A 23,673-nucleotide genomic window follows, 5' to 3' on the forward strand; every position below is an offset into this window, starting at 1 on the left:
GAAGGTCTTTAGCCCCCCGGCGCCCCATAGCCGTAGGCGTACGCCCCCGCAGCGTCTCGATTTATTTCAGACTGCTCAGCACCGTGTCCAGAACGCGTGGCTCATCCCAATTCACCCCGCCGACAAAGGTCCCCCGCCGCCGTCCCTGGGCATCCACCAAAACGGTGGACGGAAAGCGGTGAACGGAAAAGGCTTTGGCCATCTGCCCATCTGCATCAATTTGGGCTTTGAGATTATTCACGCGGTGCTTTGTGAGGAACGCCCGCACGTCGTCAAGGCCTCCGCGTTTTTCCCAGGCTGGAGCCAGCACATGAACGCCCTTAGCTTCCAATTTGGAAACCAAGCGATCCAGCGAGGGAATCTCTTTGACGCACGGTGGGCACCAGGTTCCCCAAAAATTAATCAGAAGCGGCTGTCCCAGATAATCGTGCAAATTCTTTTGGGTGGCGACAGAATCGACAAATCCAACATCTGGGATTCGTTCTTGGGAGACGCCCGGCATAAATGTCGCCCAGGACGTCACCAACACACCACAGTCCCCTCCCAAGGCCGGGGCGGGCGCGGCCCCGATGGCCACGGGCCTGTTCAACATTTGTGTGGTCGGTCCCTTGTTCGGCTGCCCCTTAAGCGGCTCGAAAGTCTAGATCGGCCACGGGGAAACGGTGGTAGGCCCGCGCGTCTTGCCACCGTTTCTTTCCCTTGTGCACCCTTGTGCACCCTGGCGCATTGCAGCTAGTGCAAACCGCGTAGATGCCCTAAAAAACCGCGCATAATCCCAAGTTTTCAGCCTCCCCCGGTTGAAGCCCCTCCCGAATCATGCAAGGCTTTACATATACGCGTGAGGAGTTCGATGTTTTGGCCATTTGGCTGTATCGACCATTTTGCGTTGGACTCCCGCGTACCCTGGGCTGCAGACCTTCTTGGTTTGCGTTGCGATCGCCGAACACTGGGCTCTGAAGAGTTCACGTCGATGCGCGGTTTCCCAGGATTTCGCCGACCGAACGCTCGGTCTCGGCGCTGTTTCTCAGCGCCACCAATAATTTAGGGGAGTTCCTCATGAAACGACTTCTGTCCACCGCCGTGCTGGTTGCCGGCGTGATGACGGCTGCACAAGCACAAGCATCCTGCGGCAAAGTATCCATTTCCGACATGAACTGGGCGTCTGCGACCCTGATGGCGCACGTTGATTCCTTTATTTTGAAACACGGTTACGGCTGTGATACCGAAATTATTCCGGGCGACACCATGCCGACCGGCACCTCCATGGTCGAAAAGGGCGAACCGGATATCGCGCCTGAATTTTGGACCAACAACTTCAAAGAAGCCTTGGCCAAAGGCATTGCCGACAAACGTTTGAACGTTTTGGGTGACGCCCTGTCCGACGGCGGCGAAGAGGGTTTCTGGGTTCCCGAGTATTTGGTCGCAAAAGACCCGTCTTTGGCCACCATCGAAGGTGTGAAGAAAAACGCCAAGATGTTCAAACACCCCGAAGACCCGGATATGTCCGCGTTCATGACCTGCCCGGCGGGTTGGGGTTGCCAAGTGACCAACGGCCACTTGTATGAAGCACTCAACCTCAAAGGTTCTGGCTTTGATCTGGTTGATCCCGGTTCTGGTGCAGCATTGGCAGGCTCCATCGCCAAAGCCTATGAACGTGAACAAGCCTGGTTTGGCTACTATTGGGCGCCGACGGCCGTTTTGGGTAAATACAAAATGGTCAAAGTGGACTTCGGTGTGACCGACAAGGATCACTTCGACAAATGCCTCACCCAAGAGGTCTGCGAAGATCCCAAGCCGTCTATGTATCCCCCGTCTCCGGTGAAAACCTTGGTCGTGCAAAGCTTCGTCGACCGCGTTCCGGACGGTGCGGCTTACTTGGCCAAACGCTCCTATACCAACGCGTTGATGAACGGTTTGTTGGCCTGGGTGGAAGACAACCAAGCCGAAGGCGAAACGGCAGCGGTTCACTTCCTCACCACCCATCCGGATGTATGGATGAAGTGGGTTCCGGCTGACACAGCGGCCAAGGTCAAAAAAGCCCTGGCAAGCATGTAACCACAACCGCCCCCGATGTATGACCAATGGTCCGACATCAGGGGCGTTTTGTATGCATAATCTTCACTCCGGAGGGATGGACACATGGCGGACTCCTCATGGCTGACCAAGTTCCCGGCAATGGACCGGGCCGACTTGGTCGCTTTACGCAAAGCAATGGATGGCGGATATCGCGAGTTTTCGCGGTCTTACGGCGATCTCATCGAAGCGTTCTTTGAACCCCTGCTCTATTTCCTCGTTTGGTTTGAAAAACTATTGCTGGGCGCGCCTTGGATCGTGGTCATCGCCGTATTGGTGGGCCTGACGTATGCGGCCAGCCGGTCTTGGAAACTCACGACCATTGTGTTGGTTTCATTCCTGTTGATCGGTTATTTCGGCATGTGGGCCGACACCATGCGCACATTGTCCATCATCACCGTGGCAACCATGCTGTCCATCGCCATCGGCATCCCGGTGGGGATCGCCATGGCCCGATCGGATCGGGTGCAAAGTGTTGTGACCCCGGTTCTCGACATCATGCAGACCATGCCCGCGTTTGTGTACTTAATCCCGGTCGTAATGCTTTTGGGCATCGGTAAGGTTCCGGGCATCATCGCCGTTGTGATTTACGCCATTCCGCCTGTCATTCGTCTAACCAACTTGGGCATTCGTTTGGTGGACCGCGAAGTCTTGGAAGCCGCCACCGCGTTCGGCGCAAACAAGACCCAGCGTTTGTGGAACGTTCAGTTGCCGCTGGCCATGCCCAACATCATGGCGGGCATCAACCAAACCATCATGATGGCGTTGGCCATGGTCGTCATCGCGTCCATGATCGGTGTCAAAGGTTTGGGCCAACCGGTGCTGAAATCCATCACCAACCAATACTTCACGCTGGGACTGCTGAACGGCTTGGCCATCGTTGCCATCGCCATCATGTTCGACCGCGTGTCCCAAGCTTACGCCAAACGCAGCCAAAAACACCTGGAGGGTATGCACAGTGAGTAACGAAGACACCCTCATTAAAGTCGAAAATCTCTACAAAGTTTTTGGCTCCGACCCCCAGGCCGTCATGCCCAAAGTCTTGGACGGCATGGGCAAAGACGAACTGTTGGCCGAAACCGGGCACACCTTGGGTCTCAAAGACATCAACCTCGACATCAAAAAGGGTGAGATCTTTGTCATCATGGGTCTGTCGGGCTCTGGCAAATCGACCCTGATCCGCCACTTCAACCGCCTGATCGACCCCACCCAGGGCGCGATCTTGGTGGACGGCATTGACGTGATGGACCTAGGCCAGACCGAGCTGGAAAACTTCCGCCGTCACAAGATGTCCATGGTGTTCCAACGTTTTGGTTTGCTGCCGCACCGCTCCGTCATCGACAACGTCGCGTTCGGCCTGCAAGTGCAAAATATCCCCAAAGACGAACGCAACGCCAAAGCGCGCGAGTGGCTCAACACCGTTGGCCTTGAAGGTTACGAAGACCAATACCCTTCGCAACTCTCCGGCGGTCAACAACAGCGCGTCGGCTTGGCCCGCGCATTGTGCACCGATCCGGAAGTCCTGCTGATGGACGAAGCGTTTTCTGCGCTGGACCCACTCATTCGCTCCGGCATGCAAGACCAACTGATGGAACTGCAAGACAAGCTGCGCAAAACCATTGTCTTCATCACCCACGATTTGGACGAGGCCCTGCGTTTGGGCGATCGCATTGCCATTTTGAAAGACGGTGTACTGAGCCAAGTGGGCCGTCCGGAAGAAATCTTGCTCAACCCGGCCGACGACTATGTCGAAGCGTTCGTGCGCGACGTGAACCGGGCGCGGGTGTTGTCGGTGGACGTCTTGATGAAGCCGCCGCAATGCCGTTTGACCACAGCCAACATAGACGAGGCCCTGAAAAAGATGCGCGGCTGGGACGAAGACTACGGCTATGTCTTCCACGACGACGAATACCAGGGCGTGGTTACGCAAGACACGTTGGAAGAAGTCTGTGAAACGCCGGAGCCCAACCCGCCCCTTCACGAAGTCTGCGAAGAAGGCCCGACGCTTCAACCCGACACGGCCTTGCAAGACGCCCTACCCGCCGCCCTGGAATCCGACTATCCGGTTCCGGTCTTGGACGAAGACGGCGAATACCAAGGCACCATCTGCAAACAAGACATGGTCGAAGTGTTGGCGAATTCCAACGAAGACGACACAGACGAAAAGGCCTCAAGCGCGGCTTGAGGCCTTTGGCATGCACATAGGAGTGCCCATTTTTCCATGCAATCGATGATTGCCGCGTGCTAAGCTCCGGGCATGCACGAAGCGATAAACAAAGATGTGTCGGAAATCCTGAGAAATGGCCGTTTAGTAAAGGCCAACATGGAGCAGTACCCCTATTCGCTTTATTACAAAAATTCGGTAGACCTTAAATATCTCATCGTATTGATCCCGAGTCTAATCGTGATTATTGCCGTAGTATTTTCAGACTTCATTCTTCCCATTCTTGTAGGCTGTGTTGGGATATGGATATTTTACGCTTTGCTCAATCATAAAATATCCACGGGACCAAAGGCAAAAGTAATAATTGACCCTACTGCCGGAGAGGTCAGAATCACCTACACTCGACCTTTTTCACCCACATATAACTACAATCTGTCTCTAGTCGACTTTGGCCATGTGGCTCTGGTCACAGTTCCAAATCATGAGGGGAACCAAACGACAGAATACGATATTGTACTGTGGGACGAGGACAAAGACCTATCAATACGGTTGTTTACCTCCAAACAAGAACATGTACCCCGAAGCACTTGGCAACGGTATTCTCTTCAACTGAGCCGCCCTGCCTTACGTATTTCAAGTTATGGAGATGAGGAACTCAGAACAACTGAATTTGAGAAACCTCTTCGGCACCGTTTTGATCGTGTCCGTCTCAAGCTACCACGCATCAACGCACCGAAACCCTTTATTATCTCAATCAAGAACGATAGTCATGGTACACGGATAAGAATGAGGCGCCCACTTCATGTCATATTTATCCATATGTTTTTAGCTTCGTTGTACATGTTCATGTTTATATCATTAGCTACGATCATCGTAGCAGCAGTTCTTGAGTTATCATCTGAAACGAATGGCACAATAATTCAGACCCTCTACTTTATAAGTCTCGCATTAATGTTCTTCGATTTTTCTTTCAGTTACTTACAAATATGCCCCGGAGAAAGAGAACTAAAATTCTACAAATACCTCCCCATTTTGGGGCCATATCATAAACGCTCCATTCACTTTGATGACCTCATGGAACTTGATTTCATCAATAGAGACTCTAGCTTTACGAATCATCTCAATCTTGTTGGTCGAACAAAAACCATTTCGATTGCCAAAGGTATGAAGGAAGATGAGCTGGCTTGGTTGCGCGATTTTGTCCTGGATAAAATCCTTCCAGACTCAAGCGCGGCTTAGGAATTCGTCGATGATGTCTAGCTGTTCGGGAACGTTCAGCGCAGGTGCGTGACCGCAGCCGGGGATTTCGTGGATTTCGGCTTTGGGACCGCGTGTGGTCATGGCTTGGGCCAATTCAGGTGTAATCAGGTCCGAGTTGGCACCGCGCAACAACACTGTTGGCACGTCCACTTGGTCATAGTCTTCCCACATCAAATAGTCGGTGGGGTAGTTGATCAGCTGTTGGATCATGCGCGGATCGTAGTGCACCGTGATCTTGCCGTCGTCCTTGCGCCGGGCTGAGGTCTCCGCCATGCGTCGCCACTCAGCGTCCGTTTGAAAACCGTAAGGTGCATAGATGGTGCGTAGGTATTTCTCATATTCTTCAAGGGTGTCAAACGACGCCGGATTGCCGACGTATTCGACGATGCGATCCACCGAGGCCGCCGCCGGTTCCGGGCCGAAGTCGTTGAGAACCAAGTGTGTGATGCGCCCCTTAAGCGCGCCGGCCGCCAACTTGATGCCCAACGCGCCGCCCATGGAGGTGCCGACCCAGCGCAGTTTGTCGAGACCCAACTGATCCACCAGCTCAACGGCAATGGCGGCGTACTTGTCCAAGCCATAGTCCAAATCATCGTTGGCCCATTGGCTCCACCCCCGGCCCAAGGTGTCGGGGCAGATCACGCGAAAACGATCGGCGAAGTGTTCGGCGCATGGGTCGAAATCCCGCCCGTTGCGCGCCAGTCCATGCCACATGACGATGGGGGCTGCGCCCACCTCTCCCCACTCGGTAAAGTGAATATCATAGCCCTGACAGGTCAGATAATGAGACGTCATTTGTGACATGGGAGATCCTTTTTATGCGCGTGATATGGCACACTATAATCCTTATGGACAGTAGCGCACAGACCCTTTGATCACGATACTGGTTGCTGATAATGTGTGACTTATGGTTATGAGCCCCCCAATTTCAGCACTTCAGCGTTTTGCTTTTTTGTTTGCGGTGGTCTGCGGCCTGCTTCAGGCCACAGCTGCCAGCGCCCAAGATACCGTACGCGTTGCCGTCTATCAAAACCGTCCCGGTATCTTTCTCGACACCGACGGCGTGGTGCGCGGCTTTTACATAGACGTTCTGGAACACACCGCCAAAGAGGAAGGCTGGACCCTCCAATATGTTCCGGGAACATGGTCGGAGCTTTTGGGCCAGCTGGAAGCGGGAGAGCTCGATCTCATTGCGGGCATCGCTTATAATGCGCCGCGCGATCTGAAATACGATTTCACCCGCGAAAATGTTTTTGCCAACTGGGGTCAGGTCTACGTCGGCAAAAACAAAATCGATTCCGTGCTTGGGCTGCAAGGCAAGCGGGTCGCGGGCCTCAAAGACGATATCTACACCCTGTCCTTCCAAGAGTTGCTCAACAGCTTCGATGTGCGCATCGACATGGTTGAGGTCTCTTCTTACGAAGAAGTCTTGCGCTATGTTTCCGAAGGGCGGGTGGATGCGGGCATCACGTCGCGCTCCAGCGGGAACCGCTTGGAAAGCGGCTATACAGTCCATCGCAGCCCCATCGTGTGCTGTGCCAAAGAAATCCGCTACGCCACCTTGGAAGGCCAAAACCACCATATCCTCGCTGGTCTGGACCGCCAGATGGCGACATTAAAAACAGACAACAATTCGCTTTATTTCCGCTCCTTGAACCGTTGGTATGGAACGGGTGCGCCGGACATGGTGCCGGGTTGGGTATGGTGGGCCCTGGCTGTCACCGTCTTGGGGGCTGGTTTAGTTCTTTTTGCCAACGTCGTGTTGCGCCGCCAAGTATTAAAACGCACCGCACAGCTCAAAGATGCGTACGATATGATGGAGTTGCGGGTGGATGAACGCACCCGCGAATTGCAAGACGCCAACGACCAACTGGACTACATGGCCCGCCACGATGCCTTGACAGGCTTGCCCAACCGCCGCTGGTTCAGCGAACATTTGGAAGAATGTCTCAAAGACGCCAAGCGTCGCCAGGCCCCCTTAGCGGTCATGTTCTTGGACTTGGACGAATTCAAAGCCATCAACGACACCTTCGGCCATGACATGGGGGACGTGGTCTTGATCGAAACGGCCAAACGCATTCGCCGGGTTTTGCGCGAATCCGATAAACTCGCCCGATTGGGCGGTGACGAGTTTATCATCATGCTGACCGAACTCACCTCACCAAACGACGCCCACCTCGTCGCCGAAAAAGTGATCTCGATTTTGTCCGAGCCCTTCGACTTATCGGTCGGTGAACAAAAATTGGGCGTCAGCATTGGCATCAGCTTGTTCCCTCAACACGGGTCCGACACCGAAACCATGCTCAGCAATGCGGATGTGGCCATGTATGATGCAAAGCGGGCTGGCAAAAATACATTTGCCGTTTATGCTCAAGCAACCATGCATTAATCACCACTTTGGAGCCTCCCCGTCATGACTGACGCCGTTGATATGGACGCCTTAGCCGCTGCTGTCGCAGACGGCATGTACCCCCGCGACAAGGCCGCCCAGGCCATGGGGATTAAAATCGTTGAGGCCAAAGCCGGACACGCGGTGGCGCGTATGAACGTTCGTGACGACATGTTGAACTTTCACGGCACGTGTCACGGCGGATTTATGTTTGCGTTTGCGGGCTCGATCCTGGCTTATGCCATCAATGGTGACAACCGCGCGGCGGTGGCGCAACAGTGTTCCATCAACTACACCCGCCCCGCACATCTGGGGGACGAACTGACGGCCACCTGCACCGTGATCAATCAGGCCGGGCGCAGCGGTGTCTATGACGTGGAAGTCACCAATCAAAAAGGCCAGACCGTGGCGCTTTTTCGCGGCCAATCGAGCAAAATCAAAGGCGAAGCCGTGCCGGGCTTGAACGAACAGTTCGGCATCACGGAAGCTTAAGCCCCCTCCACCGCCAACACCGCTTGCAGGCCGGATTTGTAATCGGGGTAGTCGAGCTTCACACCCAATTCATCTTTGATGCGATCATTCAGCACCAAGCGATTGTCTGCCCAAAAGGTCTGGGCCATGGGCGACATGGTCTCAACCGCCTTTTTGTAGGGAACCTCTTTCGGCACGTCTGCACCCAACAGTTCGCAGGCGTACTTGATCACGTCGCTGGGCTCTGCCGGATCGTCGTCACAGACATTGTAAACCCCGCCCGGATTGGGCTGGGCGATGGACGCCTTCAACACCTTGGCGATGTCGGCCACGTGGATGCGCGAAAACATGTGGCCGGGCTGGCGGATGCGTTGCGCTTTGCCCGCACGCACTTTGTCCAGCGGACTGCGGCCCGGACCATAAATGCCTGCCAAGCGAAACACGTGCAGCGGAATGTTGGCGCGCACGGCCCAGTTCTGCCAGCGGGTTTCCGCCAGACCGCGAAAGCGGGAGCGTTCTTGGCTGGGCAACAGGCGCGAGGTTTCGTTCACGGGCTTGCCCCCTGTATCGCCGTAAACGCCGACCGTGGACAGATACCCCACCCATTGCAGCGTTTGGGCGTGGCGCAGCAAATCGTCGCCATGCACATCCACCACCGCATCACCCGCACCATCGGGCGGGATGGACAGCAACACATGCGTCACACCTTCGAACGCGGCGTCGAAATCGTCTAAGGGGTGGTCCCGGTCAAAGGTGTAGGCGGTCACGCCATCCATGGGCGCTTTGTCACCATTTCGGTGGGTGCCGCTGACGCGCCAGCCTTGACGCAACAAATCGTGCGCCAGCCAGCTTGCGCTGTAGCCCAAGCCAAAACAAAACAGATGTGGATTTTCAGCGCTCATACGAAAGTCGGCCTTGCATTTTTTGTGTGGTGGGACGACTTTAGCCGTCATGAGAAGCTTCACACAAGCCCCGATCCTGCCGTTTGTTTTTGCCCTTGGTTTGCTGAGCACCGCCGCGCATGCCCAAGACGCCAAAATGGAAGCCAAAACACGCTACCAAACGTGCATGGAACAAATCGCCCAAAACCCCGAAGCCGCGTTCGACGCCGCCACCCATTGGGAAGGTTTGGGCGGCGGCCATCCGGCGCGCCACTGCGCCTTGGCCGCGCTCATCGCCATTGGGCATTTTGTCGAAGCGGCCCAGGGTTTGGAAAAGCTCGCAGACCAAGTCAACGCGGACGGCAGTTTTAAAGCCATGCTGTTGGTGCAAAGTTCGCGGGCCTGGATTGGTGCACAAAACTTCGCCCGCGCCGAATCCGCGGCTGATGCGGCCATCGGTCTCAGCCCCAAAATGGCCGGGGCGTACTTCATGCGCGCGCAAGCCTTGGGCTTGCAAGGCAACTACACCAAAGCCGTGGCCGATTTGACCTTCGTTTTAAACACCGCACCGGGCCAGCCCGATGCGTTGGTGCTGCGCGGCTCGGCGTATCGGCAGATGGGCAAGCTCGACCTCGCCTTGACCGATTTGAACCGAGCGTTAGAGCTGTCTCCCAACTTAATCGAAGGCTTGTTGGAACGCGGCATCGTCTATTGGCTGCTGGGCCGCCATGACCCCGCACGCACGGATTGGCAAAAACTCATGGATCTCGCCCCCAAAAGCCCCGCCGCAAAATCGGCGGAAACCAACCTGCACAAGCTTAATTCCGGCATCGATCCCAACAAACCTGCCGAATAACTGGAAATCCAACCCCGGCACCCTTATATTAGAAAAAAATCAAGTAAGCAGGATGCCTTCACCATGAATTCTCACCTGGAAACGCCGGACTTCCCCTTGAACCCAACCGAGGGAGACGACGGGCCCGGTCTGCGTCAGGCCCATGAGATCGGCTGCGGTGCTGTGGTGATTCGCACCACGCCAGACGGCCAAATGGTGTGCCTGAAGCTGGACCGTATCGGCAAAGAGTATGTGCATCACTACCTGATCCCGCTCTCACCGCGACCCAGTGAGAACTTAGAGCTGATCTACATCGATCCCGAAGACATGCTGTTCGATTGCTTTGCGACCCTGGACATTTCCTATGGCGAGCAGAAGCCGGGACAAACCATCCCAGAAGCGGGGCATGCGTTCGAAAACCATAAGGGCTTTTACATCAAAGTCCTGGACGATCCGAAAACGCAAAAAATGTTCGGCTTCGTCGATCCCACCACGGGCTTGGTGTGCATCCGCCAAGAGCGCAAAATCAAAGCCATCCACCCCGATTGGGATGCGAAGGCGAAGATTGGCGATGAGGTTGTTGATTTTGGCGACTTGTTAGAGCGGTTTGCAGCCCAGTTTTAAAAATCCAAATCACTGTAATGCTTTGGCGGCGGCACGCCCGGGGTGTGGGGCTTACCCCACATATGAATCCGGGTGGGCCTTTGCTCAGAAATCCAAATCGCTGTAATGTTTGGGCGGTGGCACGCCCGGGATGTGGTCGTGTAACAGCGTGCGAAAACTCGGGCGTGATTTGATCCGTGCGTACCAGTCCTTGGCCAGCGGAAAATCCGCCCACGGCACATCGCCCAGATAATCGACGCACGACAGATGCGCCCCCGCCGTGATGTCGGCTAAGCTAAACATGTCGCCCGCCAGCCACGTGCGGCGTTCCACCAGATAGGAGACGTAGGCCAAGTGGTGCTGTATGTTCATTTTGCCCGCACGAATGGCCGTGCTGTCGGGTGAGCCAAGGCCCAAAAAGCGTTTCATCACCTTTTCACCGACCAGATTTCGCCCCACTTCGCGCTCAAACTTGATGTCGAACCAGGCACACAGACGCCGGATCTCGGCACGCTCTAAGGGGTTCAGGCCCAACAGGGGCGGTTCGGAATGAACTTCGTTGAGGTATTCGGCGATCACTTGGCCGCCGGAAAAGGTCGTGCCGTTGGTTTCCACCAAAACAGGCACCTCGCCTGCGGGATTGAGACGCAAAAAGGCTTCCCGGCGTTCCCAGGTTTTTTCGACCTCCATGTCGAATTCCTGCTTTTTCTCCCCCAAAACCACACGCACTTTGCGGCACTGCGGGTCCAGCCAATTGTGATAGAGCCTTTGCATAAAATCCTTATACACCACCAATCGTTAACGTTCATATACGCAATACTGCGGGTGTAACCTTCTTGCGTTCAGGGCGAATAAGACCATGAAACCGCCTTAAAGTCTGCCCACATTACAATTATTCAAAATTTTGCGGAGCCCGCCCCATGCTGATTAAAATCCCGAAGTCCTGGAGCCTCAAAGAATCCGACGCCACGCCCCAAAGTATTTACAAAGAGCGTCGCAAATTTATGAAGGGCACCGCCGCCGCCATCACGGGCGGCATCGCCGGGTCTCTCATCGGCCCCGAAGCCTTCGCCGCCTGGGTGCGCGGTGAGAAGCTCCCCCATATGGTCAATGAAAAGTATCTGCTGGACCAAGAACAGCTGACCAAGTTTGACGACGTTATTCAATACAACAACTTCTACGAATTCGGCACCGGCAAGGGCGATCCGGTGGAAAACGCCAAGGACTTCCAGACCAAGCCCTGGACCATTGAAATTGCCGGAGAAGTCGCCAATCCCGGCACCTATGATGTGGAAGACTTGCTCAAACCGCACAAGACAGAACAGCGCGTCTATCGCCACCGCTGTGTGGAAACCTGGTCCATGGTGGTGCCGTGGCTGGGCGTTCCCTTGGCCGACATCATCAAGCGCTTAGAGCCCACTTCGCGAGCCAAGTATGTGGCGTTCGAAACGCTGTATGACCCCAAACGCATGCCCGGCCAAAATCGCCGCGTGTTGCAGTGGCCCTATGTGGAAGGCCTGCGCCTGGACGAAGCCATGAACCCGCTGACCTTCATGGCGACGGGGGTGTATGACGAGATCATGCCGCCGCAAAACGGCGCGCCGATTCGCCTGATCGTGCCGTGGAAGTATGGCTTCAAGGGCATCAAATCCATCGTGAAAATCACCTTCACCGAAGACGAACCGCCGACGTCGTGGAACCGGTCTGCGCCGCACGAATACGGCTTTTATGCCAACGTGAACCCGGACGTCTCACACCCACGCTGGTCCCAGGCCAAGGAACGGCGCATCGGCAGTTTCTTCAAGCAACCCACCGCCAAATTCAACGGCTATGGCGAAGAGGTGGCAAGCCTTTATACTGGCATGGACTTGGCGAAATTTTACTGATGAGCACCCACACCCCAACCATGCCCCGAACCGCTTTTCGCATCCCCTACCGAACCACCTGGTGGCTGGTGTTCGCTTTGATGGCGACACCGCTGGTATGGCTGATTGTGCAAGCGTTCACAGGCGGGCTTGGCGCCAACCCCATTGAAGCCATCAACCGCTTTTTGGGCGACTGGGCATTGCGTATGTTGCTGGTTGTTTTGGCCGCAACCCCGCTCAAAATTCTGTTCGGTTGGGTCTGGCCCGTGCGCCTGCGCCGCATGTTGGGACTGTGGTCATTTGTGTACGTGTTTTTGCACATCACCAACTACGTCGCCATTGATCAGTTCTTTGCCTGGGGTGACATTTGGCAAGATATTTTGAAGCGCAAGTTCATCACGGTCGGCATGGTGGCGTTCGTGATCTTGACGGCATTAGCCGCAACGTCTTGGAACGGGGCCATCCGCCGCATGGGGGCAAGGTCATGGAAAAAGCTCCACAAGCTGGTCTACGCAGCCGCGGTGTTGGGATGCTTGCATTACGTCTGGATGGTCAAGGCCGACTTGCGTGAGCCGTTGATCCATTTAGGTGTTTTGGGTGTGCTGTTGACTGTTCGCGTTTATCACCAAGCTACACGCTAACGATCTTGCAAAAACCCGCCAACGTTGGTGTAGGTGTTCCCCGCAACCCCACGATAACCTGCATACGCTGTCATGAACGCATCGTTCAGCGCCTGCCCTGCGGCAAAGTTCAGCGCCTGTTGATCGTGCGGGTTCGCTGGCGCCAGGCCATAGTTCTGGAACACCTGATCCACTTGGCCATCAAAAGCGACTTGGGTCAGGCCGCCCAAACCTCCAGCGTTTGCCAATGCCGTGTCAAATGCCATCACGGCTAAGATACAACGATATGTGCCAAAACTAATGCTGGACCGATTGGCCCCTCCATTCCAAGCAACGCGGGGCGGCTCACCGCCTTCGCCTTGACCCAAGGCGAACTCTTCCCACATGGGTGCAAAGGTCGCCTGCATTCCCAAACCACCAACAGCGCCCAATATTGCGGCGCGTATGCCTGCATAGGTGGCCGGGTTGTTGCGCATATAAACAATCAATGAATCTGGCTTGCCGACCGTGCCCGGGGCAGACACTTTGAAATGGCCGATGTCAGCATTTCCGTCCAGAACCGGACACATGGCTGCGACTGCGGCAGCAATGTTTTGCGGCAAGATGTTGAAGGCGATGCGCCAGTTATTGTTTTCAACGCGCCCGCCCGTTGCATAGACATGCAGATAAGCACCCATTGCCCGTTGGGCATTGTGCGACAACGCAGCCGGTTGCGGATTGGCGACCAGACCACATGTGAGCCAAGTGATGGTCTCCCACCATTCCCAATCGGCCCAGGCTTGGTATTCTGTCGCTAAGTTCGCGGCGTTCAACACAGGCCATGCACCGTTGCGCTGGCGCCGAATTTGACGCCCCGCACCAACGGCAGTGAATATCCCCTGCATTTGCAAATACAGCGCCCTGTTTTGCAACGCGACCTTTGGCGGCAACGCCGGGTCCAGCGAAGGCGTGTAACAATTGTCGTATAACAATGTCTTGGCCTTATGCCGGAAAGTCCCTCCAGCATTTGCCGGATTGGACAGTTGATTCCAAGCACACGTCTTAAACAAAGCAAAAGATGCTGCCGACGTACGGGGTGCACGAGCCATGGTTCTTTCCTATTCTATCGAATCGTCATCGTCTTCGGGAACGTTCGGCGCATTTTCGCCGTCTGCATCCATACGTTGGATATCCCACGTCGGCTGATCCTCTGACGGTTCATCATCCGCCATCAAACCTTCGATGTTGCCGCAAAACGTTTGGTCCACCACAGCGAGCTTCGCCGCCAAGGCTTTCAGCTTTGGCTGATCGAGCGTGGCGACTTTAGCGCTTTGGATATAGGTGATGTCTTGTTGTTCCACCGTGGGGAAAATGGCGGACGTCGCTTGTATGGTTGCGTTGAGTTTTTTACCCAACAATTTCACTGCGGCTTGCTCGCTTTGCGAAAGCTCTTTTTTCGCCGCATTAATTTTTGCGATCTCAGCATCGATCTCTTGAAAAACGTCTTTGAGTTTCGCAAGTGCTTGATCAACAGCCTGGGTGTCGCGAAACGGGGGAACGCCTTTCAAAATCAAGCTCGCTTGGCTGCGATACTGATCGACATAAACTTGGTACTGGTCGGTTAAACTGCTCACGCGCCCTCTCCATTGGATGAATGGACGCAAAGATCATTCCTGCATCCATGAAAGAGACGCACTGAATTCGGTTTTGTGAATGTGGACGGCGATCAGTCCCGACGCGCAACCTTCGCAGCGGGTTTGGCGTCTTGTGCCAACTCAGGCGCGGGGGCAGGGGCAGCCGCAGGGGCCGTGTCATTGGTCACAGCCATATATTCGCGAATGTCTTTTTCATTCAGACCAATGGTCAGCGCCAAAGAGCCTTTGTGTTGCTGCAAATACTTTTGACCTTTGCGCGGCAGTGGAATGTTGAGCCCGCGGCACATGTTGATCATGGCCTCTAAAATTTGTTGTTCGTTGAGGTTCAGGCGATAGACGTTGCTGGGGGCTTTTGACTGATAGTTCAACACAGCCTTAAAACCGGTCGAAGAATCCGTGGTGCCCGCCATATTTTCGGGATCAAGAATGTTGAAGCTATCAACTTGGGAAGCAGACACATTGAGATTTTGCTCTTTGGCGTACGTATGAAACGCCAACTTGAGCTCTTGCTGTGAAAAAATCAATTTGCGCACGTCTAGCGGCATAGCGCCATTTCTCCCTTTGGGAACCCCTCCCCAATTCGATCCGGTATATTAGGCCATATACACAAGCGGCGCCATCTATCTCAAAGTATGGGATGAATTGCCGGTTTAATGGGCCTCATCCCAGTTCTCGCCCACGCCCGCATCGACCACCAACGGAACGTCCAGGCTTGCCGCACTTTCCATGACCTCTTTGACCAAGGCTTGGGTGGCGTCGACCTCTGCGTCGGGCACTTCGAAGATCAGTTCGTCGTGCACCTGCAACAGCATTTTGGCGCTCAAATCCGCAGCCTTTAAGGCGTCGGGCACGCGCACCATGGCGCGTTTGATAATGTCGGCTGCACCGCCTTGGATGGGGGCGTTGATGGCGGCGCGCTCCGCAAAGCCGCGCCGCATGCCTTTATCATTTATGCCGTTCACATGGCATTTGCGCCCAAACAGCGTGGTGACAAAGTTGTTGTCTTTGGCGAACTGGATGGTTTCGTCCATATACGTTCGTATGCCGGGGAACTTGGTGAAATACGCTTTGATGTAGTCGCTGGCTTCCCCGCGCCCGATGTCCAACTGACGCGCCAGACCGAACGCAGAAATGCCATAGATGATGCCGAAGTTGATGGCTTTGGCGTTGCGCCGAACCATGGGGTCCATGCCTTCGATGGGCACCCCGAAAACTTCCGCCGCGGTCATGGCGTGAATGTCTTGGTCGGCGTGAAACGCGTCTTTCAGCGCACCGATGTCGGCCACGTGTGCCAACAGGCGTAGCTCGATTTGGGAATAGTCGGCGCTGATCAATTTGTGCCCCGGCTCCGCCACAAAAGCTTTGCGGATTTTGCGGCCCTCTTCGGTGCGGATGGGAATGTTTTGCAAGTTGGGGTCCGACGACGCCAACCGTCCCGTGGATGTGGCGGCCATAGAGAACGACGTGTGCACCCGCCCGGTCTTGGGATTGATCTGTTTGATCAAAGCATCGGTGTAGGTGCTTTTGAGTTTGGCGAGTTGGCGCCAATCCAAAACACGTGCAGGCAGTTCGTGGCCCTCGGCGGCCAAACCTTCCAACACGTCCGCGCCGGTGGCATAAGCCCCGGTCTTGCCCTTCTTGCCGCCTTCGAGCCCCATTTTATCAAACAGGATTTCACCCAACTGTTTGGGTGAGCCGATGTTGAAGTCTTGATCCGCGATTTTGTGGATTTCGATTTCCAAATCGCCCAGACGTTTGTCGAAATCGTCGGACAGTCGTTTGAGCTCTTGCGCGTCGGCCTTGATGCCAAAGCTTTCCATTTGGGCCAACACCGGGATCAGGGGGCGTTCCAAGGTCTCGTAGACTGTCGCCATCTGCTCGCCCGCCACGCGGGGTTTGAGCATCTTGTACAAACGGCACGTGATGTCGGCGTCTTCCGCCGCGTAGTCCCGTGCTTTGTCCAGCTCCACATGATCGAAGGTCACTTGGGATTTTCCAGTGCCTGCGACGTCTTTAAACTTGATGGTCTCAACACCCAAATGCAGGCGCGCCAGCTCGTCCATGCCATGACCGTGCAGACCGCCTTCCAGCACGTACGAAATCACCATGGTGTCGTCCACGGGGCTAAGCTCGATGCCGCAGTTGGCCAAAATCACCATGTCGTATTTGAGGTTCTGCCCGACCTTTAGCACCCCTGGGTCTTCCAGCATGGGCTTCAAAAGCTCCAACGCACGCGCCATAGGGATTTGTTCGGGAACGTCTGCGTCGCCGCCACCGCCCAAAAGATCGCCTTGGGCCGGGGCCCCTTTGTGGGACAGCGGGATATAGCAAGCTTTGCCGGGTGTCACGCACAACGACACACCCACCAGCTCGGCGGCCATAGCGTCCAGGGACGTGGTTTCCGTATCGACTGCGACAAAGCCCGCATCTTGAGCTTGGGCGATCCAGGGTTTCAGATCGTCTTCGGTTTGCACCAAGGTGTATTCGGTTTCAGCCACTTGGGGGACTTCGGCTGCACCCGCTTTTTCCGCCGCACCGTTGCCGTTGTCGCCGATGGACACACCTTGGGCGTCGATTTTTTTCACCAAGGACGTGAAGTTTTGTTCGTTCAAGAACGTCACCAACGTTTTGACGTCGGGTTCTTGCACTTCAAATTCAGACAGGGCGAGTTCCACCGGAACGTTGCGTTCCAACGTCACCAGTTGTTTGGAGACGCGCGCATTGTCGGCCTGTTCAATCAGGCGTTCGCGCCGTTTGGTCTGTTTGATGTTGGGCGCGTTTTCCAACACGCGTTCCAAATCGCCGTATTCGTTGACCAGCTGCGCAGCGGTTTTGGGTCCGATGCCTTCCACGCCCGGCACGTTGTCCGCACTGTCCCCAGCAAGCGCTTGCACGTCAATCACCCGGTCCGGCCCGACGCCGAACTTTTCCATCACTTCGTCAGGCCCGATGGTGCGGTTTTTCATGGCGTCGAACATTTGCACGCCGTCGCCCACCAGCTGCATCAAATCCTTATCGCTGGACACAATGGTGACTTTGGCCCCAGCTTCACGGGCTTGGCGGGCATAGGTGGCGATCAGATCGTCGGCCTCATAGCCTTCCATATCTACGGGCTTTAGCCCCAGTGCTCGTGTCGCGTCACGCACCAGATCAAACTGCGGAATCAAATCATCCGGCGGTGGCGGGCGATGGGCTTTGTAGTCGGGGTAAATGTCTGAACGAAACGTCTTGCGCGCGCGGTCGAACACCACGGCAATATGATCCGCGTCGCTGTCGTCCAACAACTTCATCAACATGGTGGTAAAGCCATAAACCGCATTGGTCGGCGTCCCGTCGGGGCGCGATAAGTGGTGCTTAATGGCAAAGTAGGCGCGGAAAATGAACCCCGAGCCGTCGATCAAATAGACGTGTTTCATATCCCCGCCGTCTCGCCCTAGTGGGCTTCGACTTTGGCGTTGGGATCCAGCTCGAACTGTTTGGAACAGTAGGGGCATTCCGCCTTGTGGGTGACGGAATCGATTTTCACATACACACGCGGGTGGCCGCCAACAGCGTTGTCGCCGTCGCAGGCAACGGTGGAGGTGGTCACAATGGTTGGTGCCGCGTCAGTCATGGGTGATGTCCTCTTTAAATGAACCAATCTGTACAACAATATATAAGTGGCTTGCGCGTGTGCTGAAAGAGCTTACATTCTCGATCATTCAGAAAATTCATTTTGCGCCGCGACTGCGTTCCTTCAATCCTTTCAAGTCCGGCCACCAGGAGCCCGCCAGCGTGACCGATATGCCCGACAACGCCGTTGAAATTCGCGGTTTATCAAAGACTTATGCAGCCTCCGGCAAGCAAACTGAAATGCACGCCTTAAAGGGCTTGGACTTGGATATCCCGCGCGGTTCGTTCTTTGGCCTGTTGGGCCCCAACGGGGCGGGCAAGTCGACGCTGATCAATATCTTGGCCGGATTGGTCCTCAAATCGTCCGGAACGGTGCGAATCTGGGACTATGACATCACCGATGCCCCACGCCGGGCCAAACGCTCCATCGGCATTGTGCCCCAAGAGCTTAACATCGATCCCTACTTTTCACCCCGCGAAGCGTTGGAAGTCCAGGCCGGCCTTTACGGCGTGCCCAAATCCCAACGCCGCACCGAAGAAATTTTAGAGGCCGTGGGCCTCATGGACAAGGCCGATGCCTATGCCCGTCGCCTGTCGGGGGGCATGCGCCGCCGCCTGTTGGTCGCCAAAGCCCTGGTCCACACGCCGCCCGTACTGGTCTTGGACGAGCCCACCGCCGGGGTCGATGTAGAGCTGCGCCGTCAATTGTGGGACTACGTGCGCCGCTTGAACGAAGACGGCACCACGGTGCTGCTCACCACCCACTATTTGGAAGAAGCCGAAGAACTGTGCGACCGCATCGCCATTATCAATCACGGCCAAGTGATTGCGTGTGACGAGACCAAAAACTTGATGGGCAAGCTCGACAGCAAGTGCGTCAACGTCATGCTGACCGACGATTTAGACGACATACCCGACCCCTTGGCCGCATTGGGTGCACAGCTGATCGGCCCGCGCGAATTGCAGTTCACCTATCAACCCAGCCATACCCAGACCTCCGACATCATCTCCGCCGTTCAAGACGCAGGCTTAACGTTCGCCGAGCTCACCACCAAAGAGCCGGAGCTGGAAGACATCTTTGTGCAGCTGACCAGCCAACCGGACCAAGATCGCGCCTAGGCTCAGGGCATGATATACTTCGGTTTTCACATAACCGTTCAGCTGCAAAATGTCCCCTTCCGCCGATCATCCGCCCTATGTGGGCAAGCTCATCAAGGACGTCGCTCAGGTCTCTGAGACGGCCCTAAAGGACGTCGGCAGCGCCGCAGAGCTTGCTCAGATCTGTGAAGGTATTTACGGATTTGCCGCGGATATATTAGGCGCCATCATCGCCCAAGACCCTCCGCCGAAACCCATCGATTGCCAGGCGGGCTGTTGGTATTGCTGCACCTCCCCACAAGTCTTAGCCCTGCCCGTTGAAGTCTTGGCCGTGGCTTATACTTTAACACAAGGCCACACCCCCCGTGCGCTCACCGATCTGTTTGACCACCACCGCTCAAACACATTTGTCGACCTCACGTCCGAAGGACGCATTTGCCCTTTGTTGCAAGACAGCGCGTGCAGTGCCTACAGCGTACGCCCATCCCCATGCCGTGGCTTTAACGCTTATGATCACACCGCGTGCAAGTCGAAAAAGGTGGATGGCCTTGAGGCTAAAATCGTCGGTTATGCCCCCCAAGGTTTGATCTATCAAGCCGCCATGACTGGGCTGGCTTTGGGGTGCGACAACATCGGTCTCGATAATGAACTGGTTGACCTGCCATCTGCACTGTTGGTTGCACATGGCGATCTTGAGGGGTGCACAGAACGTTGGTTAACAGGTAAAAGAGTATTCGCGCCGCCATCTTCTTAATCGCCGGGAACGCCAGCACATGAACAAAGACAGTTTGCGCATCGGGTTTTTATCTCTGGTCATTTTGTTGGCCGGTTTTGTTTTCGCTTATCAATTTGTCGAGCCCGCACCGCCGAAAACCATCACCATTGCGTCCGGTGGGCCAACAGGGGCTTACAACGCTTTTGCCAACCGCTACGCCGAAAGCTTGGCTGCGCAGGGCATTACACTCAATGTTTTGGAAACCGCAGGCTCCATCGAAAATATTGAGCTGCTCAATTCCGGCAAAGCCGATGTGGCGTTTGTGCAAGGCGGAACGGGAGACGCCGAAGCGTCGCCCAACTTGGTGTCTTTGGGCGCGCTGTATTATGAGCCGCTGTGGCTGTTTGTGAACAAGAAGCACAAGGTTAAACGCCTCAGCGATCTCAAAAATTTGCGCGTTGCCGCCGGGGCTGAAGGCAGCGGCACCTGGGCCGTGGTGCGCCAGTTGTTGGAGATCAACAACATTAATACAGAAGACAAACGCATCCGCCACTTAAGCTCGAAAGAAGCCGTCGGCGCACTGAAGGATGGCAAAGTGGATGCGGCGTTTTTTGTCACCTCACCGACGTCCGGCGTCATTCAAGACCTGATCAAACGCAAAAACTTCCGCCTGATTGATTTTTCCCGCGCGAGCGCCTATGTGCACCAACACCGATATTTATCTGCGCTCACCCTTTATGAAGGTGTGATTGATTTGGCTAAAAATGTGCCCGCGCAAAACGTCACGCTTCTGGCCCCGGCGGCGACCTTGGCTGCGCACAAAGACCTACATCCAGCACTTCAGACCTTATTGGTCAAAACGGCATCGTCCATTCATACCGATGGTGGCATCTTTGAAGAACCAGGCGCGTTCCCCTCGACCAACTTCTTGGATTTTCCCTTAAGCAGTGATGCCAAACGCTATATCGAAAACGGACCGTCGTTTTTAGAACGTTACTTGCCGTTTTGGGCGGCCGTTTTGGTGGACCGTTTAAAGGTCATGATCATCCCCTTGATCACGCTGATGATCCCGCTGGGCAAAATCTTGCCGCCAGCCTATCGCTGGCGCATCCGTTCGCGCATCTATCGCTGGTACAAAGACCTGATCCGCATCGAACGCGAAGTCTTGGCCGCCGAAAGCATCATCGAAAAAACCCAGATGATGGAACAGCTCGACACCATGCGCAATGAAGTGCGCGAACTGGCCGTGCCTTTGTCCTATACCGACGAAGTCTACAATCTGCGTCTGCACATCGACCAAGTCATCCGCGATTTGGAAGAGCAGCGCTGATGCCGTTGTTCGCCCTACGCCCAACGGGCGTACATATGCATGGACAAAAAACCCTCCGCCGTTCAGGCGGAGGGGGTTTTTTAAGTCATTGCACAAAGGGGCCTCAGTAGCCGCCTTTGCGTTTGGTTTCCGGCAATCCAGCAATTTTTGTGGCTTGTTTGGACGGTTGCATTGGGAACAACTCGTATAGATCTTTCGTCGACGGCTTCGCACCCCAGATTTTCGCCATGGCCTTGACCATGTTGCGTTCGTTGGGTTGGCTGGCGTTGTTGTTGATGTACTCATCACGCAAGAATTTGATCAAATCCCAGTGCTTATCGCTCAACTCGGCAATGTTTTCAGTGACGGCAATTTCCTTCGCCACGTCTTCGCTCCAGTCTTCCAAATTGACCAGAAAGCCTTTTTCGGTTTGGTCCAAATCAGCGTATGCCATAATGTTTCCTCTCTGTCCTATCGTCGTCTTGTGAGGGCAGGCTTTGCGCCGGCCACTTTATATGAGATAGGACTAATATAGAGAGCTCTTTTGGGATTTTCTAGTCCGAGCCGACAAAAATGAGCGGATTACTCGCCGAAAAATTCCAGCAGCCATTCCATCTCATCTTCCGTCAGCGGAAATTTCCCGCCTTGGGGTTTGAGGGTGCCCACAGGTTTTAAGCCGCCCAAACGTTTTTGCATGATGATGATGTCATCGGGCTGCATCCCGGCTTTCCACGTCAGCGAAACCAAGGCCTTGGCATTTTCGGACGTAGCGATTTTTTCGATGGCCCCGGGGGAGCGATCGCTCAACACGGCCAACGCGGAAATGGCGTATTCTTTCTGCCCCGCCTTAAGGGCACTTTCGACCATGGCGGGCTCCAGTTTGCCTTCTTTGAACAGACGCTTGGCCTTGGCGTAGGGTGGTTCTGCGGCTTTGGCGGCATCGTCTTCGGCGGCAAGATCCAACCGCCAAGAGACTTCTTCACGCACGGCCTTGGCGGTTTCAGCGTCAAGATCTTTGCGGCTCAACAGGGCCTTGATCAAATGATCGGCAACAAAATCGGCCAAACGCAAGGCCACGCCTTTGGGCAAGGTCGGGCGGTGTACCAACGGTTCTTGCAAGGACTGAACGGATTTGGATTTATCGCAAATACGCTCCAGCAGGTCTTCTTTGATCGCCGCCGTACCGTTGCCCAGCAATTCAGCCACGGCCGCCGTATCGCCGGACGCAAAGATGTCTTCCATGACCTCGTCGGTGAGATTTGCCCGCTTGGAAATGGCGCTGATCGCACCGTCGGCGGGGTTGAGATCAATAATCTGGCGGAGATCGCGTTCCGTCAGAACCGGAGAGTTTTCCAACACCGGGGCACACACCACCAGCTCGCTGTCTTCGGCCAAATGGCGAATAACTTCGGGCGGTGCATCGCCCATGTCTTTGAGGGTATCGGCAACGATTTGGCGCACTTTCGTGGCTTGGTCACGTGCCAGGTTTTCCAGCGCCTCATAGGTGGATCGGCGGATGGTGTCGACTTCGTTGGCGCTCAGGCCCGGCGCAAGTTTTGAGATTTTCGACGCCAGCCCGGAGCGCACATCGTCATCGTCGTCCTTGGTCAGCAGCAAGTCCGCTTGGCGTGGGGTCGCATCGTTTTGCGCGATGGCCGCGCGTACGGTAGAGACCTTGTCGGTCGCCAGGAAATAGAGGATTTCGGGCTGTGCCTTAGGATGCTCGGCGACTTCTTGGCGCACCTTCACATCCTTGCTGGAGGCCAATTCCTTGGCTTCTTCATAATCCAGCGTATTGCCTTTGCGGAATTTATCCAACAAGCCTTTGAGCATGTTTTTTTGCCCTTTTTTCCCTGCAAAACCCCGCGTTGAGGTCCTGAGCACATCTAAACGCCTAATCCCCTCATATCATTAACCGTTTTTTGGCGGGGGGCAAGCCTCTGAATTGCGTATTCGCGTCTTGCGCGGGGCGGGGGGTGAGGGTAATGTGCACGGCGCAAGCACCCGTAGCTCAGCTGGATAGAGCGCTGCCCTCCGAAGGCAGAGGTCGTGAGTTCGAATCTCGCCGGGTGCGCCATTTTTCCTATTGTTTTCAATGGGTTACATAGGCGCAAATTTGATGAAATCTCCAAAACGTCAAGCTG

Annotated in this window: 24 protein-coding genes and 1 tRNA gene; 14 read left to right on the plus strand and 11 right to left on the minus strand. The window is 55.2% G+C overall.

Annotated elements, in window-relative coordinates; genetic code table 11:
* Positions 1 to 61: 61 nt before the first annotated feature.
* On the minus strand, positions 62 to 592 hold the full coding sequence (locus V5T82_RS14410) for a TlpA family protein disulfide reductase (RefSeq protein WP_332896360.1): 531 nt from the start codon (positions 590 to 592) through the stop codon (positions 62 to 64).
* Positions 593 to 1,056: 464 nt separating this feature from the next.
* On the opposite strand from V5T82_RS14410, the gene V5T82_RS14415 reads away from it, so the two are divergent.
* From V5T82_RS14415 to V5T82_RS14430, 4 genes are all read left to right on the plus strand, one after another.
* Positions 1,057 to 2,055 carry an ABC transporter substrate-binding protein gene (locus V5T82_RS14415; protein WP_332896361.1) on the plus strand — a complete coding sequence of 333 codons (999 nt, stop codon included), beginning with the start codon at positions 1,057 to 1,059 and terminating at the stop codon, positions 2,053 to 2,055.
* Positions 2,056 to 2,139: 84 nt separating this feature from the next.
* A complete protein-coding gene (locus V5T82_RS14420; RefSeq protein WP_332896362.1) occupies positions 2,140 to 3,039 on the plus strand; it encodes an ABC transporter permease in 900 nt (299 codons plus the stop codon).
* Positions 3,032 to 4,258 carry a quaternary amine ABC transporter ATP-binding protein gene (locus V5T82_RS14425; RefSeq protein ID WP_332896363.1) on the plus strand — a complete coding sequence of 409 codons (1,227 nt, stop codon included), beginning with the start codon at positions 3,032 to 3,034 and terminating at the stop codon, positions 4,256 to 4,258. Before V5T82_RS14420 ends, V5T82_RS14425 begins: the two co-directional genes overlap by 8 nt.
* Positions 4,259 to 4,330: 72 nt before the next feature.
* The gene (locus V5T82_RS14430; RefSeq protein WP_332896364.1) at positions 4,331 to 5,476 is read left to right on the plus strand and encodes a hypothetical protein; all 1,146 of its coding nucleotides are present in this window, start codon (positions 4,331 to 4,333) and stop codon (positions 5,474 to 5,476) included.
* Here V5T82_RS14430 and V5T82_RS14435 read toward each other — a convergent pair.
* On the minus strand, positions 5,462 to 6,301 hold the full coding sequence (locus tag V5T82_RS14435) for an alpha/beta fold hydrolase (RefSeq protein WP_332896365.1): 840 nt from the start codon (positions 6,299 to 6,301) through the stop codon (positions 5,462 to 5,464). The genes V5T82_RS14430 and V5T82_RS14435 overlap by 15 nt on opposite strands.
* Before the next feature lie 109 nt (positions 6,302 to 6,410).
* Between V5T82_RS14435 and V5T82_RS14440 the strand changes: the two genes are divergently transcribed.
* Together V5T82_RS14440 and paaI are read left to right on the plus strand one after the other, a co-directional pair.
* Positions 6,411 to 7,886 (plus strand): diguanylate cyclase domain-containing protein, encoded by a 1,476-nt coding sequence (locus V5T82_RS14440; protein ID WP_332896366.1) that lies wholly within the window; start codon positions 6,411 to 6,413, stop codon positions 7,884 to 7,886.
* A 24-nt stretch (positions 7,887 to 7,910) separates the two neighbouring features.
* Positions 7,911 to 8,378: a hydroxyphenylacetyl-CoA thioesterase PaaI gene (paaI, locus tag V5T82_RS14445; protein WP_332896367.1), complete on the plus strand. Its 468-nt coding sequence runs from the start codon at positions 7,911 to 7,913 to the stop codon at positions 8,376 to 8,378.
* Here the strand turns inward: paaI and V5T82_RS14450 are convergent.
* Entirely contained in the window at positions 8,375 to 9,310 is a 936-nt protein-coding gene (locus tag V5T82_RS14450; protein ID WP_332896368.1) for an SDR family oxidoreductase, read from the minus strand. The genes paaI and V5T82_RS14450 overlap by 4 nt on opposite strands.
* Here V5T82_RS14450 and V5T82_RS14455 point away from each other — a divergent pair.
* Together V5T82_RS14455 and V5T82_RS14460 are read left to right on the plus strand one after the other, a co-directional pair.
* On the plus strand, positions 9,309 to 10,094 hold the full coding sequence (locus tag V5T82_RS14455; protein WP_332896369.1) for a tetratricopeptide repeat protein: 786 nt from the start codon (positions 9,309 to 9,311) through the stop codon (positions 10,092 to 10,094). The genes V5T82_RS14450 and V5T82_RS14455 overlap by 2 nt on opposite strands.
* A 63-nt stretch (positions 10,095 to 10,157) precedes the next feature.
* Complete coding sequence (locus V5T82_RS14460; protein WP_332896370.1) at positions 10,158 to 10,697, plus strand: hypothetical protein; 540 nt, start codon at positions 10,158 to 10,160, stop codon at positions 10,695 to 10,697.
* Between the two features lie 84 nt (positions 10,698 to 10,781).
* On the opposite strand, the gene V5T82_RS14465 is transcribed toward V5T82_RS14460, so the two are convergent.
* Complete coding sequence (locus V5T82_RS14465; RefSeq protein WP_332896371.1) at positions 10,782 to 11,450, minus strand: glutathione S-transferase family protein; 669 nt, start codon at positions 11,448 to 11,450, stop codon at positions 10,782 to 10,784.
* A 146-nt stretch (positions 11,451 to 11,596) separates the two neighbouring features.
* On the opposite strand from V5T82_RS14465, the gene msrP reads away from it, so the two are divergent.
* Both msrP and msrQ read left to right on the plus strand, forming a co-directional pair.
* Positions 11,597 to 12,562: a protein-methionine-sulfoxide reductase catalytic subunit MsrP gene (gene msrP, locus V5T82_RS14470; RefSeq protein WP_332896372.1), complete on the plus strand. Its 966-nt coding sequence runs from the start codon at positions 11,597 to 11,599 to the stop codon at positions 12,560 to 12,562.
* A gap of 20 nt (positions 12,563 to 12,582) precedes the next feature.
* On the plus strand, positions 12,583 to 13,182 hold the full coding sequence (msrQ, locus tag V5T82_RS14475; RefSeq protein WP_442917787.1) for a protein-methionine-sulfoxide reductase heme-binding subunit MsrQ: 600 nt from the start codon (positions 12,583 to 12,585) through the stop codon (positions 13,180 to 13,182).
* Here the strand turns inward: msrQ and V5T82_RS14480 are convergent.
* The 5 genes from V5T82_RS14480 to V5T82_RS14500 all read right to left on the minus strand — a co-directional run bounded on the left by V5T82_RS14480 (position 13,179) and on the right by V5T82_RS14500 (position 18,408).
* Positions 13,179 to 14,249: a hypothetical protein gene (locus V5T82_RS14480; protein WP_332896374.1), complete on the minus strand. Its 1,071-nt coding sequence runs from the start codon at positions 14,247 to 14,249 to the stop codon at positions 13,179 to 13,181. The two genes, msrQ and V5T82_RS14480, sit on opposite strands and share 4 nt — an antisense overlap.
* Positions 14,250 to 14,258: 9 nt before the next feature.
* Complete coding sequence (locus V5T82_RS14485) at positions 14,259 to 14,774, minus strand: hypothetical protein (RefSeq protein WP_332896375.1); 516 nt, start codon at positions 14,772 to 14,774, stop codon at positions 14,259 to 14,261.
* Positions 14,775 to 14,866: 92 nt separating this feature from the next.
* Complete coding sequence (locus V5T82_RS14490; RefSeq protein WP_332896376.1) at positions 14,867 to 15,340, minus strand: hypothetical protein; 474 nt, start codon at positions 15,338 to 15,340, stop codon at positions 14,867 to 14,869.
* Positions 15,341 to 15,445: 105 nt separating this feature from the next.
* Entirely contained in the window at positions 15,446 to 18,211 is a 2,766-nt protein-coding gene (gene polA / locus V5T82_RS14495) for a DNA polymerase I (protein WP_332896377.1), read from the minus strand.
* 17 nt (positions 18,212 to 18,228) lie between these two features.
* On the minus strand, positions 18,229 to 18,408 hold the full coding sequence (locus V5T82_RS14500) for a zinc-finger domain-containing protein (RefSeq protein ID WP_332896378.1): 180 nt from the start codon (positions 18,406 to 18,408) through the stop codon (positions 18,229 to 18,231).
* Between the two features lie 170 nt (positions 18,409 to 18,578).
* Here V5T82_RS14500 and V5T82_RS14505 point away from each other — a divergent pair, with 170 nt between their 5' ends.
* Genes V5T82_RS14505 through V5T82_RS14515 form a run of 3 tightly spaced genes read left to right on the plus strand, consistent with a single transcriptional unit; the run spans position 18,579 to position 21,550 of the window.
* Entirely contained in the window at positions 18,579 to 19,526 is a 948-nt protein-coding gene (locus V5T82_RS14505; protein WP_332896433.1) for an ABC transporter ATP-binding protein, read from the plus strand.
* A gap of 49 nt (positions 19,527 to 19,575) precedes the next feature.
* Positions 19,576 to 20,259, plus strand: a complete 684-nt coding sequence (locus V5T82_RS14510) for a YkgJ family cysteine cluster protein (RefSeq protein WP_332896379.1) — start codon at positions 19,576 to 19,578, stop codon at positions 20,257 to 20,259.
* Between the two features lie 19 nt (positions 20,260 to 20,278).
* On the plus strand, positions 20,279 to 21,550 hold the full coding sequence (locus V5T82_RS14515) for a TAXI family TRAP transporter solute-binding subunit (RefSeq protein WP_332896380.1): 1,272 nt from the start codon (positions 20,279 to 20,281) through the stop codon (positions 21,548 to 21,550).
* Between the two features lie 103 nt (positions 21,551 to 21,653).
* On the opposite strand, the gene V5T82_RS14520 is transcribed toward V5T82_RS14515, so the two are convergent.
* Together V5T82_RS14520 and V5T82_RS14525 are read right to left on the minus strand one after the other, a co-directional pair.
* Complete coding sequence (locus V5T82_RS14520; protein WP_332896381.1) at positions 21,654 to 21,983, minus strand: TusE/DsrC/DsvC family sulfur relay protein; 330 nt, start codon at positions 21,981 to 21,983, stop codon at positions 21,654 to 21,656.
* 128 nt (positions 21,984 to 22,111) lie between these two features.
* On the minus strand, positions 22,112 to 23,362 hold the full coding sequence (locus tag V5T82_RS14525) for a DUF2336 domain-containing protein (RefSeq protein ID WP_332896382.1): 1,251 nt from the start codon (positions 23,360 to 23,362) through the stop codon (positions 22,112 to 22,114).
* A gap of 167 nt (positions 23,363 to 23,529) precedes the next feature.
* On the opposite strand from V5T82_RS14525, the gene V5T82_RS14530 reads away from it, so the two are divergent.
* A tRNA-Arg gene (locus tag V5T82_RS14530) sits at positions 23,530 to 23,606 on the plus strand.
* The last annotated feature ends 67 nt before the right edge of the window (positions 23,607 to 23,673 follow it).

This window comes from Magnetovibrio sp. PR-2, assembly GCF_036689815.1.
Taxonomy (GTDB): Bacteria; Pseudomonadota; Alphaproteobacteria; order Rhodospirillales; family Magnetovibrionaceae; genus Magnetovibrio.

Excerpts from the sequence above, each read along its gene's own strand:
- V5T82_RS14415 (WP_332896361.1), top strand. The coding sequence starts at position 1,057 with ATGAAACGACTTCTGTCCACCGCCGTGCTGGTTGCCGGCGTGATGACG.
- V5T82_RS14510 (WP_332896379.1), top strand. The coding sequence starts at position 19,576 with ATGTCCCCTTCCGCCGATCATCCGCCCTATGTGGGCAAGCTCATCAAG.
- V5T82_RS14440 (WP_332896366.1), top strand. The coding sequence starts at position 6,411 with ATGAGCCCCCCAATTTCAGCACTTCAGCGTTTTGCTTTTTTGTTTGCG.
- V5T82_RS14460 (WP_332896370.1), top strand. The coding sequence starts at position 10,158 with ATGAATTCTCACCTGGAAACGCCGGACTTCCCCTTGAACCCAACCGAG.
- paaI (WP_332896367.1), top strand. The coding sequence starts at position 7,911 with ATGACTGACGCCGTTGATATGGACGCCTTAGCCGCTGCTGTCGCAGAC.
- V5T82_RS14480 (WP_332896374.1), bottom strand. The coding sequence starts at position 14,249 with ATGGCTCGTGCACCCCGTACGTCGGCAGCATCTTTTGCTTTGTTTAAG.
- msrP (WP_332896372.1), top strand. The coding sequence starts at position 11,597 with ATGCTGATTAAAATCCCGAAGTCCTGGAGCCTCAAAGAATCCGACGCC.
- msrQ (WP_442917787.1), top strand. The coding sequence starts at position 12,583 with ATGCCCCGAACCGCTTTTCGCATCCCCTACCGAACCACCTGGTGGCTG.
- V5T82_RS14520 (WP_332896381.1), bottom strand. The coding sequence starts at position 21,983 with ATGGCATACGCTGATTTGGACCAAACCGAAAAAGGCTTTCTGGTCAAT.
- V5T82_RS14420 (WP_332896362.1), top strand. The coding sequence starts at position 2,140 with ATGGCGGACTCCTCATGGCTGACCAAGTTCCCGGCAATGGACCGGGCC.
- V5T82_RS14410 (WP_332896360.1), bottom strand. The coding sequence starts at position 592 with ATGTTGAACAGGCCCGTGGCCATCGGGGCCGCGCCCGCCCCGGCCTTG.
- V5T82_RS14500 (WP_332896378.1), bottom strand. The coding sequence starts at position 18,408 with ATGACTGACGCGGCACCAACCATTGTGACCACCTCCACCGTTGCCTGC.
- V5T82_RS14450 (WP_332896368.1), bottom strand. The coding sequence starts at position 9,310 with ATGACGGCTAAAGTCGTCCCACCACACAAAAAATGCAAGGCCGACTTT.
- V5T82_RS14465 (WP_332896371.1), bottom strand. The coding sequence starts at position 11,450 with ATGCAAAGGCTCTATCACAATTGGCTGGACCCGCAGTGCCGCAAAGTG.
- V5T82_RS14490 (WP_332896376.1), bottom strand. The coding sequence starts at position 15,340 with ATGCCGCTAGACGTGCGCAAATTGATTTTTTCACAGCAAGAGCTCAAG.
- V5T82_RS14525 (WP_332896382.1), bottom strand. The coding sequence starts at position 23,362 with ATGCTCAAAGGCTTGTTGGATAAATTCCGCAAAGGCAATACGCTGGAT.
- V5T82_RS14515 (WP_332896380.1), top strand. The coding sequence starts at position 20,279 with ATGAACAAAGACAGTTTGCGCATCGGGTTTTTATCTCTGGTCATTTTG.
- V5T82_RS14505 (WP_332896433.1), top strand. The coding sequence starts at position 18,579 with ATGCCCGACAACGCCGTTGAAATTCGCGGTTTATCAAAGACTTATGCA.
- V5T82_RS14430 (WP_332896364.1), top strand. The coding sequence starts at position 4,331 with ATGCACGAAGCGATAAACAAAGATGTGTCGGAAATCCTGAGAAATGGC.
- V5T82_RS14435 (WP_332896365.1), bottom strand. The coding sequence starts at position 6,301 with ATGTCACAAATGACGTCTCATTATCTGACCTGTCAGGGCTATGATATT.
- polA (WP_332896377.1), bottom strand. The coding sequence starts at position 18,211 with ATGAAACACGTCTATTTGATCGACGGCTCGGGGTTCATTTTCCGCGCC.
- V5T82_RS14455 (WP_332896369.1), top strand. The coding sequence starts at position 9,309 with ATGAGAAGCTTCACACAAGCCCCGATCCTGCCGTTTGTTTTTGCCCTT.